Origin of the sequence: Streptomyces sp. NBC_01439 (assembly GCF_036227605.1) — a bacterium.
Lineage (GTDB): Bacteria > Actinomycetota > Actinomycetes > Streptomycetales > Streptomycetaceae > Streptomyces.
The window spans coordinates 3,231,877-3,250,940 of the sequence record NZ_CP109487.1 but is presented as its reverse complement, the minus strand read 5'-3'; the positions used below and the strand labels follow the sequence as shown (position 1 = coordinate 3,250,940).

16 protein-coding genes are annotated in these 19,064 nt (G+C 71.0%); 11 read left to right on the top strand and 5 right to left on the bottom strand.

Features of this window, described 5'->3' with window-relative positions; genetic code table 11:
• Positions 1-80: 80 nt before the first annotated feature.
• Complete coding sequence (locus OG207_RS13945) at positions 81-659, top strand: TetR/AcrR family transcriptional regulator (RefSeq protein WP_329098883.1); 579 nt, start codon at positions 81-83, stop codon at positions 657-659.
• A gap of 211 nt (positions 660-870) precedes the next feature.
• Here OG207_RS13945 and OG207_RS13940 read toward each other — a convergent pair whose 3' ends face one another.
• On the bottom strand, positions 871-2,157 hold the full coding sequence (locus OG207_RS13940) for a helix-turn-helix domain-containing protein (protein ID WP_329098882.1): 1,287 nt from the start codon (positions 2,155-2,157) through the stop codon (positions 871-873).
• 160 nt (positions 2,158-2,317) lie between these two features.
• Between OG207_RS13940 and OG207_RS13935 the strand changes: the two genes are divergently transcribed.
• Together OG207_RS13935 and pruA are read left to right on the top strand one after the other, a co-directional pair.
• Positions 2,318-3,244: a proline dehydrogenase family protein gene (locus tag OG207_RS13935; RefSeq protein ID WP_329098881.1), complete on the top strand. Its 927-nt coding sequence runs from the start codon at positions 2,318-2,320 to the stop codon at positions 3,242-3,244.
• A gap of 32 nt (positions 3,245-3,276) precedes the next feature.
• Positions 3,277-4,908, top strand: a complete 1,632-nt coding sequence (gene pruA, locus OG207_RS13930) for an L-glutamate gamma-semialdehyde dehydrogenase (RefSeq protein WP_329098880.1) — start codon at positions 3,277-3,279, stop codon at positions 4,906-4,908.
• Positions 4,909-5,060: 152 nt separating this feature from the next.
• Here the strand turns inward: pruA and OG207_RS13925 are convergent, their stop codons facing one another.
• On the bottom strand, positions 5,061-5,762 hold the full coding sequence (locus OG207_RS13925) for a nitroreductase family protein (RefSeq protein WP_329098879.1): 702 nt from the start codon (positions 5,760-5,762) through the stop codon (positions 5,061-5,063).
• A gap of 158 nt (positions 5,763-5,920) precedes the next feature.
• Between OG207_RS13925 and OG207_RS13920 the strand changes: the two genes are divergently transcribed.
• Entirely contained in the window at positions 5,921-6,460 is a 540-nt protein-coding gene (locus OG207_RS13920) for a GNAT family N-acetyltransferase (RefSeq protein ID WP_329098878.1), read from the top strand.
• Between the two features lie 22 nt (positions 6,461-6,482).
• On the opposite strand, the gene OG207_RS13915 is transcribed toward OG207_RS13920, so the two are convergent.
• Positions 6,483-8,513 (bottom strand): phosphocholine-specific phospholipase C, encoded by a 2,031-nt coding sequence (locus OG207_RS13915; RefSeq protein ID WP_329098877.1) that lies wholly within the window; start codon positions 8,511-8,513, stop codon positions 6,483-6,485.
• Between the two features lie 119 nt (positions 8,514-8,632).
• Complete coding sequence (locus OG207_RS13910; protein WP_329098876.1) at positions 8,633-9,646, bottom strand: NADP-dependent oxidoreductase; 1,014 nt, start codon at positions 9,644-9,646, stop codon at positions 8,633-8,635.
• A 101-nt stretch (positions 9,647-9,747) separates the two neighbouring features.
• Between OG207_RS13910 and OG207_RS13905 the strand changes: the two genes are divergently transcribed.
• The 4 genes from OG207_RS13905 (at position 9,748) to OG207_RS13890 (ending at position 13,470) form a co-directional block, all read left to right on the top strand.
• Positions 9,748-10,629, top strand: coding sequence for a LysR family transcriptional regulator (locus OG207_RS13905; RefSeq protein WP_329098875.1), 882 nt, complete (start codon positions 9,748-9,750; stop codon positions 10,627-10,629).
• A 260-nt stretch (positions 10,630-10,889) separates the two neighbouring features.
• Complete coding sequence (locus tag OG207_RS13900; protein ID WP_263411712.1) at positions 10,890-11,018, top strand: hypothetical protein; 129 nt, start codon at positions 10,890-10,892, stop codon at positions 11,016-11,018.
• Between the two features lie 100 nt (positions 11,019-11,118).
• Positions 11,119-12,159: a 3-isopropylmalate dehydrogenase gene (locus OG207_RS13895; RefSeq protein WP_252309876.1), complete on the top strand. Its 1,041-nt coding sequence runs from the start codon at positions 11,119-11,121 to the stop codon at positions 12,157-12,159.
• Positions 12,160-12,384: 225 nt separating this feature from the next.
• A complete protein-coding gene (locus tag OG207_RS13890; RefSeq protein ID WP_109781535.1) occupies positions 12,385-13,470 on the top strand; it encodes a branched-chain amino acid aminotransferase in 1,086 nt (361 codons plus the stop codon).
• Between the two features lie 83 nt (positions 13,471-13,553).
• On the opposite strand, the gene OG207_RS13885 is transcribed toward OG207_RS13890, so the two are convergent.
• On the bottom strand, positions 13,554-14,984 hold the full coding sequence (locus OG207_RS13885; RefSeq protein WP_329098874.1) for a cytosine permease: 1,431 nt from the start codon (positions 14,982-14,984) through the stop codon (positions 13,554-13,556).
• A gap of 353 nt (positions 14,985-15,337) precedes the next feature.
• On the opposite strand from OG207_RS13885, the gene OG207_RS13880 reads away from it, so the two are divergent.
• The 3 genes from OG207_RS13880 (at position 15,338) to cimA (ending at position 19,032) form a co-directional block, all read left to right on the top strand.
• Positions 15,338-16,387 (top strand): agmatine deiminase family protein, encoded by a 1,050-nt coding sequence (locus OG207_RS13880; RefSeq protein ID WP_329098873.1) that lies wholly within the window; start codon positions 15,338-15,340, stop codon positions 16,385-16,387.
• Positions 16,388-16,427: 40 nt separating this feature from the next.
• Complete coding sequence (locus tag OG207_RS13875; protein WP_329098872.1) at positions 16,428-17,048, top strand: TetR/AcrR family transcriptional regulator; 621 nt, start codon at positions 16,428-16,430, stop codon at positions 17,046-17,048.
• A gap of 355 nt (positions 17,049-17,403) precedes the next feature.
• Positions 17,404-19,032, top strand: a complete 1,629-nt coding sequence (cimA, locus tag OG207_RS13870) for a citramalate synthase (RefSeq protein WP_329098871.1) — start codon at positions 17,404-17,406, stop codon at positions 19,030-19,032.
• The last annotated feature ends 32 nt before the right edge of the window (positions 19,033-19,064 follow it).

The window sequence follows — 19,064 nt, the reverse complement described above, 5'->3', positions numbered from 1 at the left end:
CGTACAGACGTATTAAACTTTTGTCTATGACAACTGTATAGAAATGTTGTCTTGGACGTTTGTCTTGCTACCGTGTGGCCATGGGACATCGCGAAGATCTGCTCGAAGGCGCCAAGAAGTGCCTGGTCGAGAAGGGGTTCGTGCGCACGACAGCGCGCGACATCGTCAGCGCCTCGGGGACCAACCTGGCCTCCATCGGCTACCACTACGGTTCGAAGGACGCCCTCCTCACCCAGGCCTTCATCGGCCTGATGGAGGAGTGGGGCGAGGTGTTCCAGAGCGGACTCGACGGCGAGGGCGGATCGCTGGAGCGCTTCCGCTCCCTGTGGGAGGGCGTGCTGGAGCAGCACGAGAAGTCGGGCCCGATCTGGGCGGCCAGCCTGGAGGTGGCGCTCGGCCGCGACCAGCGGCCGGAGTTGAGGTCCATGCTCGCTGCCTCGCAGGCCGAGGGGCGTCGCGGGCTGATCTCGATGCTCACCGGGACCCCGGAGGACCAGCTCGACGAGCGGGACGTACGGACGCTGGGCGGCTTCTACCAGGCCCTGCTGAACGGCCTGATGATCCAGTGGCTGTTCGACCCGGAGTCGGCCGCGACAGCCGAGGAGTTCACCGAAGGCATGCGCCGGGCGGCCGAGGCGATGACCCGGGCCCAGGACTGACCGGAGCCGGAACCGCCGCCGGGCGCACCCGTCCCGTCCGGATCGACCCGCAGAGGTGGAAGGGCTTCGCCGCTGACCGCCGTGGTCATGGTGACCGTGCCGCGGTCCGAACGGATCGTCCCGCAGGCGCTGTTCTGGGTGGCGCTGGTGCCGACCCCGCTCACCGTGTGGTTCGAGCGCGCCGCGATCCGCACCTGTTCGAAGGGACGAACTAGGCCAGGCGGGAGGCTTTGAGGGCCATGTGGAGCAGCAGGCGGTCCTCGCCCTCGTCCAGGTCGAGGCCGGTCAACTGTTCCACCCGGGCCAGGCGGTAGTAGAGGGTCTGACGGTGGATGCCCAGGGCGGCCGCCGCGCGGCCCGCCTGGCCCGCGCAGTCCAGGAAGACCTCGGCGGTGCGGGCGAGTTCGCGGTTGGCCGGGGTCAGCAGGGTGCGGGCCGCGGGGTCGTCCACCGGGTCGGCGACGAGCGTCGCCAGCAGCCGATACGGGCCGATCTCCGACCACTGGGCGACCGGGCCGAAGCGGGGCTGGGCGGCGGCCGCCCGGGCGGCGGCGACGGCCTGCTCCCAGGCGGCGGGCAGGTCCACGAGGCCCCGTACGGGGTCGGCGACGCCGGCGGTCACCGCGCGGGCGACGGCCGTGGCGGTGGCCCCGACGCCCCCGCCCTTCCCGGCCCCGCCCTTCCCGCCGGCGGTCCTCCCGCCCGTTGCCGTCGCCCCCGCCGCGCGCGGCAGCAGCCGGGCCGCCGCCGCCAGCGCCGGAGCCAACGCGTCCGTCGAGCGCAGCCGCAGCAGTACCGCCAGAGCCGGATCGCCCGCGGGCGCCGGCCCCGCTGCCGCGCCGGGCCCGACGCCGCCCGGCTCGCCCCCGCCCCGCCGCGGTACCACGCACACCGCCGCCGCGCCCGGTACCGATGCCGGAGCCTCCCCGGGCCACGGTGCCACGCAGACCGCCGCGTGCAGACCGTCCCCGTCCGGGCCGAGGGCGGCCCGCAGTGCGGTCACCGCCATGTCCTGCTGCCAACCCGGGCCGGCCGTGAGCACCGCCAGGAACTCCCGCGACAGGTCCGCCCCGGCCTTCGCCTCCTCGGCGAGCAGCACCCCGATGCGCTGGGCCACTTCCATGGCCGCGTCCAGCGCCGCCGGCTCCGGCCCGGGCTTGCCGGGCTCCTGGTCCAGCAGCCACACGTAGCCCTGCACGATGCCCCGGTACCGCACGGGCAGGCAGATCCGCCCGCGGAAGACCCCGGCGTCGGGCGTTGCCGGGATCCGGACCGGTCCGGTGGCGCGGGCGATGCCGAAGCCCTCGAACCAGGACCGGACGTCCGCCGTCGACTGCCGGGTCAGGATCGAGCGGGTCCGTACCGGGTCCATGGCCAGATCGTCGTCGCTGTCGTGGGCGCCGAAGGCGATCAGGCGGAAGTCCCGGTTCTCCAGGGTCGCCGGGGCGCCGAGCAGCGCGGAGATCTCGTCCACCAGGTCCTGGTAATCGCCCTTCACGCGGACATTCTCCCACCCGCGGCCGCACTCTTCAGACAAATGTATGAGATCGCGGACACGGATGCGTGACAGCTGTCGATGGCAGAGGATCAAAGCGATCCTTAGGTTTCACGGTGGTTTCACTTGCGCTTTTCTTCTGCCACCCGTTGGAGGTGCCCCCGTGCTGGGTCCCGTGATCCTCGCCGCTTCGCGCAGCGACAAGATGCGTCGTATCGTCTCCGCCGCCCCGGTGACCAAGCCCGTGGTGAATCGGTTCATCCCGGGCGAGACCGTCGATCAGGTCATCCCGATCGTCGAGGAGCTCACGCGGGCCGGCCTGGAGGTCACCCTCGACGTCGTCGGCGAGGACATCACCGAGGTCGAGCAGTCCTACGCCGCCCGGGACGCCTACCTCCAGCTCATCGAGCGCCTCGCGGAGCTCGGTCTCGGCGAGAAGGCCGAGATGTCGGTCAAGCTGTCGATGTTCGGCCAGGCCCTGGAGGGCGGCCACGAGCTGGCGCTCGCCAACGTCCGCCCGGTCGTCGAGGCCGCGGCCGCCATCGGTACCACCGTCACGCTCGACGCCGAGGACCACACCACCCTCGACTCGATGTTCGCCATCCACGAGGAGCTGCGCCGGGACTTCCCGCAGACCGGCTGCGTGATCCAGGCGTACCTCTTCCGCACGGAGGCCGACGCCCGCCGCCTGGCCGCCGCCGGCAGCCGCGTCCGCATCGTGAAGGGCGCCTACAAGGAGCCCGCCGAGGTCGCCTACCTGGACAAGGCGGAGATCGACAAGGCGTACGTGAGGATCATGAAGATCCTCATGGACGGCGAGGGCTACCCGATGATCGGGTCCCACGACCCGCGCCTGATCGCCATCGGCCAGGAGCTCGCCCGCACGGCCGGGCGCAAGCTGGACGAGTACGAGTTCCAGATGCTGTACGGCATCCGCAGCGAGGAGCACCTGCGGCTCGCCGCCGAGGGCCACCGGATGCGCGTCTACACCGCGTACGGGACGGACTGGTACGGCTACTTCATGCGCCGCCTCGCGGAGAAGCCGGCCAACCTGCTCTTCTTCCTCCGCTCGATGATCACCAAGAACTAGGCACCCCACTAGCTCAAGGAGTTACCAGCCCCATGGATGCTGTGACCCAGGTCCCCGCGCCGGTCAACGAGCCGGTCCACTCGTACGCCCCCGGCACCCCGGAGCGCGCACGGCTCGAAGCGCAGCTCAAGCAGCTGTCCGAGAACCCGATCGACCTCCCGATGACGATCAACGGCGTCAAGCGGATGGGCGGCGGCGAGCGCTTCGACGTGGTCCAGCCGCACGACCACAAGTCGGTGCTCGGCACCTACGCCAACGCCACCGAGGCCGACGCGCAGGAGGCCATCGACGCCGCCCTCGCCGCCGCCCCGGCCTGGCGCTCGATGTCCTTCGACGACCGCGCCGCGATCATCCTGCGCGCCGCCGAGCTGCTGTCCGGTCCGTGGCGCGAGAAGCTCGCCGCCTCGACCATGCTGGGCCAGTCGAAGACCGCTCAGCAGGCCGAGATCGACACCCCGTGCGAGCTCGTCGACTTCTGGCGCTTCAACGTCCACTTCGCCCGCCAGATCCTGGCCGAGCAGCCGGTCGCGAACTCCGCCGGCGTGTGGAACCGCAGCGACCACCGCCCGCTCGAAGGCTTCGTCTACGCGATCACGCCGTTCAACTTCACGGCCATCGCGGGCAACCTGCCGACCGCCCCCGCCCTCATGGGCAACGTGGTCCTGTGGAAGCCGTCCCCCACCCAGACCCACTCCGCGATCCTCCTCATGGAGCTCCTGGAGGAGGCCGGCCTGCCCAAGGGCGTCATCAACCTGGTGACCGGCGACGGCATCGCCGTCTCCGAGGTGGCCCTGAACCACCCCGAGCTGGCCGGCATCCACTTCACCGGTTCGACCAAGACCTTCCAGTACCTGTGGAAGACGGTCGGCAACAACATCGAGAAGTACAAGTCCTACCCGCGCCTGGTCGGCGAGACCGGTGGCAAGGACTTCGTCGTCGCGCACCCGTCCGCGGACCGCGCCGTCCTGAAGACCGCCCTGACCCGCGGTTCCTTCGAGTTCCAGGGCCAGAAGTGCTCGGCGTCCTCGCGCGCCTACGTCCCGGCCTCGATCTGGAACGACGGCTTCAAGGAGGCCTTCGCGGCCGAGGTCGACGGCATCACCATGGGTGACGTCCGCGACCTGACCAACTTCATCGGCGCCGTCATCGACGAGCGTTCGTTCGCGAAGAACAAGGCCGCGATCGACCGCGCCATCGCCGACCCGACCTGCGAGATCATCGCCGGTGGCACGTACGACGACGCGGAGGGCTACTTCGTCCGTCCGACCGTCATCGCGTGCACCGACCCGGAGAACGAGGTCTTCACGACCGAGTACTTCGGCCCGATCCTGGCCGTGCACGTCTACGAGGACGCCGAGTTCGACGCGATGCTCGCGCAGATGGAGTCCGTCTCGGCGTACGCCCTGACCGGTTCGATCATCGCGGCGGACCGGTACGCGGCCGCGGACGCGATGGAGAAACTCCGCTTCGCGGCGGGCAACTTCTACATCAACGACAAGTCCACCGGCGCCGTCGTCGGCCAGCAGCCCTTCGGTGGTGGCCGCGCCTCGGGCACCAACGACAAGGCGGGTGCCGCGTCGAACCTGATGCGCTGGACCTCGACCCGCTCCATCAAGGAGACGCTGGTCGCGCCGACCGAGTACGGCTACCCCCACATGGGCTGATCCCGGGCCCCGCTGAACCCCGCCCCCGCTCCGGCACCCCCAAGTCCGGAGCGGGGGCGGATCCATTTCCCCCTCCGACGGGCTGCGGCTCGCGGAAGCCCTGGGCGGTGCGCACTCCGGGCCCGCTCCCGAGCCGCCTGCCGGGGAGGCCGTCATACCTCCACGATGACCTGGTCCAGGGACTTGCGCAGGAGGTCCGGGACCTCGCAGTCGTCCGCCGGGTAGCCCACCGGGATGACGGCGAAGGCCTTCTCGTTCTCCGGGCGGTTCAGGACGTGGCTGAGGAAGCGCATGGGGCTGGGGGTGTGGATCAGCGCCGCCAGCCCGGACAGGTGGAGCGCGGACAGGAGCATGCCGACCGCGATGCCGACCGACTCGTCCACGTAGTAGTGCTTGCGCTTGGTGCCGTCCGGGCCGAGCCAGTAGCGCTGCTGGAAGACCACGATCAGCGCGGGCGCATCCGTGAGGTGGGTCTTCACGGCGTCCGTGCCGAGGGGACGCAGGGCGGCGAGCCACTCGTCGCCGAGGCGGCCGTCGTAGGACAGCTGTTCCTCCTGCTCGGCGGCCGCGCGGATCTGCTGCCGCACGGCCGGGTCCCTGACCAGGACGAAGGTCCACGGCTGCTGGTGCGCCCCGGAGGGGGCGGTCGCGGCGCAGGCGACGGCGTCCCGGACCACCTGCTCGGGCACCGGATCAGCGGAGAAGTGGCGTACGGTCCGCCGCTCGTCCATCCGGGCCCGCAACTCGGCGGCGCGCGCGAGGGATTCCTGCTGCGGCATCCGCTCGGGGCGGTAGGCGGCGGGACGGTACGGCTGGCCGTGCGTGGGGGTCCACTGCTGGGTATCGGGTGACATGGGGCGAGTCTGCCGAGGCGTTGGTCCAGACCGCTAGAGCCGCTTCGGCCGATGGCGGCCGGTGTACGCGGTTCGGCGTCCGCAATGCGGTCCTTGGTACGGTCGCCGGACGGGCGGGGCCGCGCCCGCACCCGGTGCACCGAAGGGCTGGAGCAGTGATGGACGTGCGGACCGTGCACACCTCGGAGCTGACCGTCGACGAGCTGCGCGCGATCCGGTCCCTGCTCGACGACGCCTTCGAAGGGGACTTCGCCGACGAGGACTTCGAGCACGCCCTCGGCGGGATGCACGCGTTGGTCCGGGACGCGGGCGGGGACCTCCTCGCGCACGGCAGCGTGGTCATGCGGCGGGTCGTGCACCAGGGACGCGCCCTGCGCACCGGGTACGTCGAGGCCGTGGCCGTACGGGCCGACGCGCGCCGCCGCGGCCTCGGCGGACGGGTCATGGCCCGGCTGGAGCAGGTGATCGGGCGGGCGTACGTGCTCGGGGCGCTGTCGGCCTCTCAGGACGGGGCGGCGCTGTACCTGGGCCGCGGCTGGCAGGTGTGGGGCGGGCGGATCGGCGCGCTCTCACCGCAGGGGCCCGTCCCGCTCCCGGAGGAGGAGGGCTCCACCTACGTGTGGGCGCCGCCCGGCGGGGTCCGGCTGGACCCGGCCGGGCGGCTCGACTTCGACTGGCGGGACGGGGACGTCCTCTAGGCCCTGTCGGACTCCGGCACGGCTACGACCCCGTGATGCTGGCCGAGCCCGTTTCGATGTGGCCCGTGTAGCGGCGCGACCAGGTGCCGTCGGAGTCGGTGAGGATCGTGAAGTCGTACCAGCCCTTGCTGTAGGCCACGGCGTTGAAGAAGTCCTCGCGCGAGGAGTTCGCCGGGACCGTGTAGGTCCAGGGGCCGTCCGTGCGGTACGCGTTCGCGCGGATCGTGAAGGTGACGGGGGAGCCGGAGGAGTTCTTCATCTTGAAGTAGACCGCCTGCTTGCCCGTGCCCGGCTCGACCGCGAAGCGCGCCGCCACCTCGATGTCCTTGCCCGGCTTCGAGGCGTCGCCGATGAAGCGGCGCAGGAAGCGGTTCGGACCGTGCATCGAGATGTCGTACTTGCCCGAGCCGTGGCCGAGGCCGATGTGGAAGTAGTCGCTGCTGGTGCCGCCCGGGTCGACGGTGTACTGCCAGGCCGTCGTGTCCCGGTGCTGGTGCGGGTGGATCGAGAAGTGCGCCGCCCGCTTCGCCTCGGCGCCCTGGTTGGTCATCGAGAACCAGGCCGTGATCTGGCCGGTCGGCCCGAACTCGAAGCGGTCCAGGTTGCCGTTCGCCTGGTACGGCAGGGCCCGCGCCGGGCGGGTACCGGACTCCTGCGCCGGCAGGGCGTTGTTCTGCGGCGCCGGGTTGGGGAGCGGGGCGCACGTCGCCTGGCCGATCACCTTCGCGGTGGACGGGAGGCCCGCGGGGACCCCGTAGACCGGGCGCGCGAAGTCGAAGACGCCGGTCAGGTCGCCGACCACCTTGCGGCGCCAGGCGCTGATGTTCGGACAGGTGGCGGGGGTGCCGAGGGCAGTCGTCCACTTCTCCATGAACCGCACTACCGAGGTGTGGTCGAAGACTTCCGAGCTCACCCAGCCACCGCGGGTCCAGGGGGACATCACGATCATCGGGACGCGGAAGCCGAGGCCGATCGGGACGCCGTCGATGTACTCGTCGGGGGTGCCGGGCGGGGCGACCGGCGGCGGGACGTGGTCGAAGAACCCGTCGTTCTCGTCGTAGTTGAGGAAGAGGACCGTGGAGTCGAACACCTCGGGGTCGGCGGCCAGGGCGCGGTGGACCAGGTCCACGAAGTGGGCGCCGTCGTTGGGCGGGGCGTAGGGGTGCTCCGAGAAGGCCTCGCTGGCCACCACCCAGGACACTTGGGGGAGGGTGCCCGCCACGACGTCGGCGCGTATCGCGGCCGCGATGTCGTCCGGGGTGGAGCCGGTCACCTTGGGGACCGAGCCCATGCCCCGGTCCCACAGCGGATCGCCGGGGCCGGCGTCCGTGAACCGCTTGAAGTAGGCGAGTCCGTTGTCCCCGTAGTTGTCCTGGGCGTTCTGGTAGACTTTCCAGCTCATGCCGGCCCGCTGGAGGGCCTCCGCGTACGTCTCCCAGGTCAGCCCGGACTCGTCGCCGCCGTCCTTGCTGGTGGCGTCGATCTTGCCGCTCCACAGGAAGGTGCGGTTCGGGCCGGTCGCGCTGAGGGCGGAGCAGAAGTACGCGTCGCAGATCGTGTAGTGGTCGGCGAGGCCGTAGTGGAAGGGGATGTCCCCCCGGTCCAGGTGGCCGAGGGTGCGGACGTTGCCGACGCCGGTGACCCAGTTGTCCATCCGGCCCTTGTTCCAGGCGGCGTGCTGTGAGGTCCAGCTGTGCGGGAGGTCGCCGGTGCACTGGGCCAGGGTCGCGCTGTCCGCGCCGCCCGCCGGCGGGGTGGCCGACAGCTTCCACGGGTACTGGCGGCCGCCCCAGTTGGGCTGGTTGAACATCCCCCAGCCGCCCGGAATGTTGCCGGCGGCGCGGTCGCCGAACCCGCGGACGCCCTTCAGCCGGCCGAAGTAGTGGTCGAAGCTGCGGTTCTCCTGCATCAGGATCACCACGTGCTTCACATCGGTGATGGTGCCCGTCGCGGCGGCCGCGGCTGCCGTCGTCGGTGTGACCGCGGGCAGGGTGGCGCCCGCCACGAGCCCGGCGCCGATTCCCACGAAACCTCTGCGGCTGATCGGTGTCACTGGCCTCTCGCCTCCCACTCAAGCGCCCCGCTGGCACGTCGACGGCAAGAGTGGCGGCGCCGGGATCAAAGGTCTACATCCGTGCGGTAAGAAATCGGTGAACAACAGGTTGGCCGGAATCAGTCGCCGATCCGGACCAGCATCTTGCCCAGGTTGTCCCCGCGGAGCATGCCCAGGAAGGCCTCCACCGTGCGGTCAAAGCCCTGGAAAATGGTGGTGTCGGTACCGATCCGGCCGCTGCGCAGATGAGGGACGAGGAAGTCCTCCAACTCATCCTGCAGATTGGTGTGATTGCGAACCAATACGCCTTCCAGGCGCAGGGACTTGTGTACGACCTCGAAGAGGTTGCGGGGTGCGGCCGGCGAGCGGTCCCCGTGGTACGTCGAGATCGCGCCCACCCAGGCGATCCGCCCGTGCGCGCGCAACGCGTCGATCGCCCCCTCCAGGTGGTCCCCGCCGACGTTGTCGACGTAGACGTCGATGCCGTCCGGCGCGGCCTGTGCGAGCTGCTCGCCGACCGGCCCGTCGTGGTAGTCGAAGGCCGCGTCGAAGCCGAGTGCGCCGGTGAGGTGGCGGACCTTGGCCGCCGAGCCCGCGCTGCCGATGATCCGCCGGGCGCCCAGCAGTCGGGCGATGTGGCCGGTGGCCGTGCCGACCCCGCCCGCGGCGGCGGAGACGAAGAGGTCCTCGCCCTCGCGCAGGGACGCGGTCCGGGTCAGCGCGGCGTACGCGGTCAGGCCGGTTCCGCCGAGGATGCTCAGGTAGGCCTCCAGCGGGATGCCGTCGTGGCCGCGCAGCTTCCGCGTCCCGTCGGTGCCGAGGGTGACCAGGGCGTGGGTCCGCCAGCCCGCGCGGTGGAAGACCAGGTCGCCCTCGCGCAGCCCCGGGTCGCGGGAGGCGAGCACCCGGCCCACCGAGCGGCCCTCCAGCGGGGCGTTCAGCTCGAAGCCGCCCTCGCCGCCGTCCATCAGGCCCCGGTGGTACGGGTCCACGGAGAGCAGGAGGTTCTCGACGAGTGCGGTGCCGGGCATCGGTTCGGGGACCGGGGAGGCGACGTGGGCGAAGCTCCCGGCAGTGGGGAAGCCGTTGGGGCGGGCGATCTGGTGGACGGCGTGAGCGGTGTGCGTGGTCATGGGCCCGAGGCTAGGAAGGAATGGCCCGCTCGGGCAGGGGGTTGCGTTCATGGAAGCCGCACATCCATGAACACCGCTCATAGAACGAGGTGGAAGCACCCATGGCGGGAAGCACTGCCGACCTGCTGCCCCAGGAACTGCGGATCCTGGTCGCCGTCGCCGACCGCGGCGGCTTCTCCGCCGCCGGGGTCGCGCTCGGCCTCACCCAATCGGCCGTCTCCCACTCGGTGCGCGGCAGCGAGGCCAAGGTCGGCGCGGTGCTCTTCGAACGGGGCCGCGCCGGAGCCGCACCCACTCCCGCGGGAGAGCGGGCCGTCGCCCTCGCCCGTCGGATCCTGCGGATGTACGAGGTCCTCGGCGCGGAGGTTCGGGGCGCGGGCCGCGGCGCGGTGGAGGGCGTGCTGCGGATCGCCGCGTTCCGCAGCGCGGCCCTGCACCTGCTACCGCCCGCGCTGGAGCGGCTCACGGCCCGGCACCCGGGCATCCGCCCCGAAGTCCGCGTGGTGCGCGAGATCGGCGCCGGAGCGGCCGGGGAGGTGGCGGCGGGCCGCGCCGACCTGGGCATCGCCACTCTGGGCGGCTCGCAGGACCCGGCCCCGGGCCTGCTGACCGGGGTGCTCGCGCAGGAGGCGTACCGGCTGGTCCACCCGGCCGGGCACCCGGACCCGAAGGGCCTGCCGCTGATGGACTGGGACGAGAACTGCGGCTCCTACACCCGCTCCTGGTGGCGGGCCCAGGACTGGATCCCGCGGGCGACGGTCAAGGCGGAGGACGATGCGATGGTGCTGACCATGGTCGGCCGCGGGCTCGGCATGGCGATCATGCCCGAGCTGTCCCTGAAGGAGGCGACCGAGGCGGTGGACATCACCGATTTGGGCCCGGGCGGGCCGGTGAGAGAGGTGGGATACGTCACTACGTCGGAATCGGCTTCAACTCTCGCCGTACGTGCCCTGATCAGGGAACTTCGCTCCGAGAAGGGCTGAAACGGACCCTCTGGGCAGAGCGTTCCCGGGGGCTGCGCGTCTCAGATAGTAGGAAGCCCGAGTAATTGCCGAGACATACAACGGGACCTGACCTAGCTTTGTAGAAGCCGAACGTCTCGCCAATCAGGCGAATGGCGGTCGAGAGCGCGCGCCCCTGGCAGGCAACCCCTGCGGCGCACTGCTCCCCGCCTCTTCCGGCGCCTTGAAGGAACCCCTCATCCGTGGCCCCGCCACGCCGTGATCTCAAGGAGTCGATCACCATGACCACTTCCACCGCCACCCGCCGCGTCCGCCACACCTCCGCCTCGGCCGACGACCGCAAGAACGCCGCCGCTGCCCTCCAGCGCGCTCTCGACCGTCGCGACAACGGCGGGTCGACCGGCCACTGACCTGCGTCGCCCGAGACGTTCTGCGTCCACACGGGTCCACATCGGTCCACATCGTGGACGCAGAATGTCTGAGGGCTGGGACACGGAGTACGGTTCCGTCATGTCGACCAGCATCAATCTCGCAGTGATCCCCGGTGATGGCATCGGCCAGGAAGTCGTGGCTCAGGGACTCAAGGTCCTTACCGCGGTCCTGCCCCAGGATGTGAAGCTGGAGACCAAGCAATACGATCTCGGCGCCCAGCGCTGGCACCGCACCGGTGAGACCCTCCCGGACGCGGAGCTCGAAGCCCTGAAGCACCACGACGCGATCCTGCTGGGCGCGATCGGCGACCCCTCGGTCCCGTCCGGCGTGCTGGAGCGCGGTCTGCTGCTGAAACTCCGCTTCGCCTTCGACCACTTCATCAACCTGCGCCCGTCGAAGCTGTTCCCGAACACGGCCACCCCGCTCGCCGGCCGCCCGGAGATCGACTTCGTCGTGGTCCGCGAGGGCACCGAGGGCCCGTACACCGGCAACGGCGGCAGCCTGCGCACCGGCACCCCCGCCGAGGTGGCCACCGAGGTCAGCATCAACACCGCGTACGGCGTCGAGCGCGTCGTCCGTGACGCGTACGAGCGGGCGAACGCCCGCCCCCGCAAGAAGCTGACGCTGGTCCACAAGAACAACGTCCTCGTGTACGCGGGCCACATGTGGAAGAACATCTTCGACAAGGTCGGCCAGGAGTACCCCGAGGTCACCACCGACTACCTGCACGTCGACGCCGCGACGATCTTCTTCGTCACCCAGCCCGAGCGCTTCGACGTCATCGTCACGGACAACCTCTTCGGTGACATCCTCACCGACCTGGCCGCCGCCGTGACCGGCGGAATCGGCCTCGCCGCCTCCGGGAACATCAACCCGACCGGCGCCTTCCCCTCCATGTTCGAGCCCGTCCACGGCTCGGCCCCGGACATCGCCGGCACCGGCAAGGCCGACCCGACCGCGACGATCCTCTCCGTCGCCCTCCTGCTGCGTCACCTGGGCTACGAGGCCCAGGCCGTCCGCATCGAGGACGCGGTCTCCGCCGACCTGGCGGAGCGCGACGGAACCTTCCGCTCCACCGACGCGATCGGCGACGCCCTCGCCGCTCGGGTAGCCGGCTGACCCGGCACCTCCACCTCAGGAAGCCGCCGGGTCACAATGGGACCCGGCGGCTTCTCCTGCGCGGCCCCGGGTGCCACCATCTCCCCTGGGCCGCTCTCCCCGCTTCTCCGAAGCCTGCCCGCGCGCGATAATCGAACGCGAGGCCGCGGAATGCGGGGAAGCTCGGACGTCCTAGTGCGCCGTGAGCGCGGTCCGCCATACACAACCGGTGAAGGACAAGCACTCATGACGACGCCCACGATCGAGCTCAAGCCCTCCTCGAACCCGCTGTCCGATGCGGAGCGCGAGGCGATCCTGGCCAGCCCCGGCTTCGGCCGCCACTTCACCGACCACATGGTGACGATCAAGTGGACCGAGGGTCGCGGCTGGCACGATGCCGAGCTGGTCCCGTACGCGCCGCTCGCGATCGACCCGGCGAACATGACGCTGCACTACGCGCAGACGATCTTCGAGGGCCTCAAGGCCTACCGCCAGCCCGACGGTACCGTCGCGACCTTCCGCCCCGAGGCCAATGCCGCGCGCTTCCAGTCCTCCGCGCGCCGCATGGCCATGCCGGAGCTGCCGACCGAGCTCTTCATCGAGGCCTGCGACGCGCTGATCAAGCAGGACCGCGCCTGGGTGCCGGACTCCGGCGAGGCCTCCCTCTACCTGCGCCCCTTCATGTTCGCCTCCGAGGTCGGCCTGGGCGTCCGCCCGGCCAACGAGTTCCTCTTCATCGTCATCGCCTCGCCCGCCGGCGCGTACTTCCCCGGTGGCGTCAAGCCCGTCTCCGTCTGGCTCTCCGAGGACTACGTCCGCGCGGTCAAGGGCGGCACCGGCGCCGCGAAGACCGGCGGCAACTACGCGGCCTCGCTGGTCGCGCAGGCCCAGGCGGCCTCGCACGGCTGCGACCAGGTGGTCTGGCTCGACGCCGTCGAGCACCGCTGGATCGAGGAGATGGGCGGGATGAACCTGTACTTCGTGTACGGCGACCGCATCGTCACGCCGGAGCTCACCGGTTCGCTCCTTCCCGGCATCACCCGCGACTCCCTCCTCACCATCGCCCGCGACCTCGGCTACACCGCCGAAGAGGGCCGCCTGACCACCGAGGACTGGCAGCGCGACAACGAGAACGGCACCCTCACCGAGGTGTTCGCCTGCGGCACCGCCGCCGTCATCACCCCGGTCGGCTCGGTCAAGTCCGAGCGCGCCAACTGGACCCAGGGCGACGGCGAGCCGGGCCAGGTCACCATGCGCCTGCGCAAGGCGCTGCTGGAACTCCAGACCGGCCACAGCGCCGACACCCACGGCTGGATGCACCCGCTGGGCTAGTCCCGACCGGCCCCGTACGCACGCAGGCCCGCGCCCCGGAACGTCCGGGACGCGGGCCGGCGTGCGTACGGGGGGCGGGGTGCTCAGGCGTTCGCGGGCTCCTCGGCGGCGCCGGCGAGCGCCGGGACCGGGGCGGGGGAGCGGCGGGCGGTGAGGGCGGCGTACACGAGTCCGCCCGTCAGGCCGGACAGCACGAAGGAGCAGTCCACGCCGCCGGTGAGGGCGAGTAGCGGGCCCTCGTAGAAGGGGGTGGTCACGGCGAGCAGACCGATGCCGGCGCCGATCGCCCAAGAGGCGGTGGCGGCGACGTTCCAGCCGGAGCGGTACCAGTAGATGCCGCCCACCGAGCGGCGGTTGAAGACCTGGAGCGCGTCGGCGTCGTAGCGCCCGCGGCAGCGCACGTACCCGATGAGGGTGATCACGGCCCACGGGGTGCCGATCGAGGTCAGCACCAGTACGAACGAGGTCATCGCGGACTGCACGTCCCACTCGAAGGAGCCGATGAAGACGAAGGCCGTGGCGACGGCCGCGGCGACGAGGGTGGCCGTGGTCCGGGTGGCCTTGGGCACGATGGCGTCGAGGTCGAGGCCCATCGAGTAGAGCATCAGCCCGGCATTGCCGACCGAGCCGGCCGCGGCGGCGGCGAGCAGCGGGACCAAGTACCAGAAGGGCGAGGCCGCCACCAGCGGGCCGGCGTACTCGGCCCCGGCCCGGGCCGCGAGCGCCGTGTAGGTGCCGAACAGCTGCGGGATCAACAGGCCGAAGAGCAGCCCGAAGCCGGTGGCCCACAGGACCTTGCGGGAGCCGTGCCGACGCGGGGAGATGTAACGGGTGTAGTCGCCGAGCAGGGTGATGAAGGCGACCGGGCCGCTGAGCCCGGCGGCGACGGCGGCGAGGATCCAGGTCGGCCAGAAGGAGACGAGCAGGTACGCGGTCTCCGGCGGGGCGGCGGTGGTGAAGTCCCCCGAGTAGGCGAAGACGCCGATGGCCAGCAGCACCACCATGCCGATCGCCAGGATCTTGCTCATGCGCAGCAGCAGCCGGTAGCCGAAGACGGCCGCCACGACGGTACACGCGGCGAGTGCGCCGTACATCAGGCCGCGCGCGGCACCGGTGTCCGGCAGTCCGGTGAGCCGCGACAGGACGCCCACCATCACGTCGCCACCGATCCACAGGGTGAGGGCGGTGTAGCCGAGCGAGAGCAGCAGTCCCACCACCGAGCCCACGAGTCGGCCGCGGACGCCGAACTGAGCGCCGCTGGAGGTGGAGAGGTTGGTCGCGGTGCGCAGGGAGACGAGCGCCAACGGCGCGGTGAAGGCGATGCCGACGAGCGTGCCGGTCACGATGGCGGTGACCGAGGGCCACAGGCCCAGTCCGAAGGAAGGGGGCAGCCAGCCGAAGACGATCACACCGAGGCAGAGGTTGGAGCCGAGAAGGATCGAGATCAGGTCGCGGGGACCGCTCGTCCGCTCGTCCTCGGGGATGGTGTCGACTCCGCGCTGTTCGATGGGCATGGGGGACTCCCTTGGCAGGGCGGGGGTGGGTGCGCTTCGTTTGAGCGACACTCAATGTGACCCAAGGCCTGCCTCCAGGTCAATGATTCCCCCCAAGGAAATGAAGAGTTAGAGTGATGCTCTAACCCATTGACTCGAGAGGTGGTGGATCGGCGTGCGGCTGACCCCTGTGGAGCGCGACCGGCTGCTGCTCCGCAGCGCTGCGGAGCAGGCCCGGGCGACGTCCTGCCGGGCGTCGCCGTCGTGGCCCTCGGTGGCGACGAGGTGCCGAACCGGTCACCCTCAACCGCCCGCACTCCCCGTAAGCCAGCCCAGCCAGCCCAGCCAGCCCAGCCCGTAAGGACTTGCCTGCCATGACCGCCCATCAGCCCGCCAAGCCGGTCGACGCCGGATTCCGGATGCCCGCCGAGTGGACGCCCCACGAGCGCACCTGGATGGCCTGGCCCAGCCCCAACCCGACCTTCACCAACGCGCAGGAGCTCGCCGAGGCCCGCGCCGCCTGGGGCGCCGTCGCCCGTGCGGTCCGCGCGTACGAGCCGGTGACCCTCGTGGTCTCGCCCGGCGACGCGGACAGCGCCCGCGCGATCGTGGGCGACGACGTACAGCTGGTCGAGCAGGAGCTCGACGACGCCTGGATGCGCGACATCGGTCCGACCTTCGTCACCAACGACGCCGGCGAGCTCGCCGCCGTCGACTGGACCTTCAACGGTTGGGGCGCCCAGGAGTGGGCCCGCTGGGACCACGACTCGAAGATCGCCCGGCACGTCTCGGACGTGGCCGGCACCCGTACGTACAGCACCGAGCTCGTCAACGAGGGCGGCGCCATCCACGTCGACGGCGAGGGCACTGTACTGCTCACCGACACCGTCCAACTGGGCGAGGGCCGAAACCCCGGCTGGACCCGCGAGCAGGTGGAGGCCGAGATCCACGCCCACCTCGGCACCACCAAGGCGATCTGGCTGCCGTACGGCCTGGCCGGCGACTACGGCACCTACGGCACCCAGGGCCACGTCGACATCGTCGCCGCCTTCGCCCGCCCCGGCGTCGTCATGGTCCACACCCAGCCCGACCCGGCCCACCCGGACCACGAGCGCTGCAAGACCATCGCGGCCATCCTGCGCGCGTCCACCGACGCCCGCGGGCGGCAGCTGGAGGTCGTGGAGGTCCCGGCGCCGACCGTGCTGGAGGAGGACGGGGAGTGGGTGGACTACTCGTACATCAATCACTACCTGTGCAACGGCGGCGTCGTGTTGTGCGCGTTCGACGACCCGCGCGACGAGGAGGCCGCCGAGATCTTCCGCGGACTGTTCCCCGAGCGGACCGTGACCCTCGTTGACGCACGTACGATTTTCGCCGGGGGTGGCGGTATCCACTGCATCACCCAGCAGCAGCCGAAGGTCTGATCCGCAGACGAGAGGCAGCCGACCGACAAGGAGTGGGTCCATGGTGGCGGGTGGAGTACCGGTACGCGCGGCGCGGAAGAACGCGCCCCCGCGCGAGGACGTACTCGTCGCCGCCATGGCCATGATCGCCGAGCGCGGTCTGGAAGGCCTGACCATGGCCGGCCTGGGCCGCGAGGTCGACATGAGCAGCGGCCACCTCCTCTACTACTTCCGCAGCAAGGACGAGCTCCTGCTGCAGACCCTGGAATGGAGCGAGGCGGAACTGGGCGGCGAGCGGCGGGCCCTGCTCGCCCGCCGCGGTCCGGTGAGCGAGCGCCTGCAGGCGTACGTGGACCTGTACGTGCCCACGCGCGCCCGCGATCCGCACTGGACGCTGTGGCTGGAGGTCTGGAACCGCTCCCAGAACGCCGGCCCCGAGGAGCGCGACCGGCAGGCGGCCATCGAGGGCGCCTGGCACCGCGACCTGGTCGCGCTGCTCGCCGAGGGCATCTCGCGCGGGGAGTTCCGCCCGGTGGACGCCGAGCGCGTGGCGACCCGCGTCCGGGCCCTGCTCGACGGATTCAGCATCCAGCTGGCGGTGGGCCTGCCCACGCTCGACCGAACGGCGATCCTCACCCACGTGAGGGAATTCCTGGCGGAGACCCTCTCCCCGCTGCACTAGCCCCGCAGCCCCGCCGGCACTCGGCCACGGGCGGGTCCGAGCGGGCAGGCCGACCGCGGTGACCGCATGGTGAGATGCCTGTCCATCCGCGGCGGGCGGTGTGGCACACTGCCAGCGTGCCTGCTCAGCTCATGATTATCGCCAGCAGCGCGCCGGTCCCCAGTGGCCGCTGAACCGTGGAAGAACTTCGCGGAAGCGGCCACCGTGCCTCGGACCCGCGCGCAGACCTCTCGCTACCCGCGAGAGGTTTTTTCGTTTCCCGGACCATCCCTGCCGGGACCGGACCGCGCGCGATGATGGGGGCAGTGGATCCCGGGCATATCCGGAACCACTCACCGACAGGAGTCAGATCAGCATGACGACGACACCAGAGGCGGCCACCGTGCTGTCAGAAGGCCTGGACGACGGCTTCCACGTCTTCGACACCACCCTGCGCGACGGCGCCCAGCGCGAGGGCATCAACCTCACCGTCGCCGACAAGCTGACGATCGCCCGGCATCTGGACGACTTCGGAGTGGGCTTCATCGAGGGTGGTTGGCCCGGCGCCAACCCCCGGGACACCGAGTTCTTCTCCCGCGCCCGCGCGGAGATCACCTTCAAGAACGCCCAGCTGGTCGCTTTCGGTGCGACCCGGCGCGCTGGCGGCTCGGCCGCCCAGGACCCGCAGGTGCGGGCCCTGCTGGAATCCGGCGCCCCGGTCATCACGCTCGTCGCCAAGTCCCACGACCGTCACGTCGAGCTCGCCCTGCGCACCACCCTCGACGAGAACCTGGAGATGGTCCGCGACACCGTCTCCCACCTGGTCGCCCAGGGCCGCCGCGTCTTCGTCGACTGCGAGCACTTCTTCGACGGCTACCGGGCCAACCCGGAGTACGCCAAATCCGTCGTGCGCACCGCCCACGAGGCCGGCGCCGACGTGGTCATCCTCTGCGACACCAACGGCGGCATGCTGCCCGCCCAGGTGACCGCCACCGTCGCCACCGTCCTCGCCGACACCGGCGCCCGCCTGGGCATCCACGCCCAGGACGACACCGGTTGTGCCGTCGCCAACACCCTGGCCGCGGTGGACGCGGGCGCCACCCACGTCCAGTGCACGGCGAACGGGTACGGCGAGCGCGTCGGCAACGCCAACCTCTTCCCCGTCGTCGCCGCCCTGGAGATCAAGTACGGGCGCAAGGTGCTGCCCGACGGCGCGCTCGCCGAGATGACCCGGATCTCGCACGCCATCGCGGAGGTCGTGAACCTCACCCCGTCCACGCACCAGCCCTACGTCGGCGTCTCCGCCTTCGCGCACAAGGCGGGCCTGCACGCCTCGGCCATCAAGGTCGACCCGGACCTCTACCAGCACATCGACCCCGAGCGGGTCGGCAACACCATGCGGATGCTGGTCTCCGACATGGCCGGCCGCGCCTCCATCGAGCTCAAGGGCAAGGAGCTCGGCGTCGACCTCGGCGGGGACCGCGCGCTCATCTCCCGGGTCGTGGAGCGGGTCAAGGCGCGGGAGCTCCAGGGCTACACCTACGAGGCGGCCGACGCCTCCTTCGAACTGCTGCTACGCGCCGAGGCCGAGGGCCGCGCCCGCAAGTACTTCCGCATCGAGTCGTGGCGGGCGATCATCGAGGACCGCCCGGACGGCACCCACGCCAACGAAGCTACGGTCAAGCTGTGGGCCAAGGGCGAGCGGATCGTCGCCACGGCCGAGGGCAACGGCCCGGTCAACGCGCTGGACCGGGCCCTGCGGGTGGCGCTGGAGCGGTTCTACCCGCAGCTCGCCAAGTTCGAGCTCGTCGACTACAAGGTCCGCATCCTGGAGGGCACGCACGGCACGGAGTCCACGACCCGCGTGCTGATCGCGACGACGGACGGCGAACGCGAGTGGTCCACGGTCGGCGTGGCCCCGAACGTGATCGCCGCTTCCTGGCAGGCCCTGGAGGACGCGTTCACCTACGGCCTGCTGCACGCGGGCGTCGAACCCGCCGAGTAACCCGCCGGACTCCGGCCCGGTGAGGCCCTTAT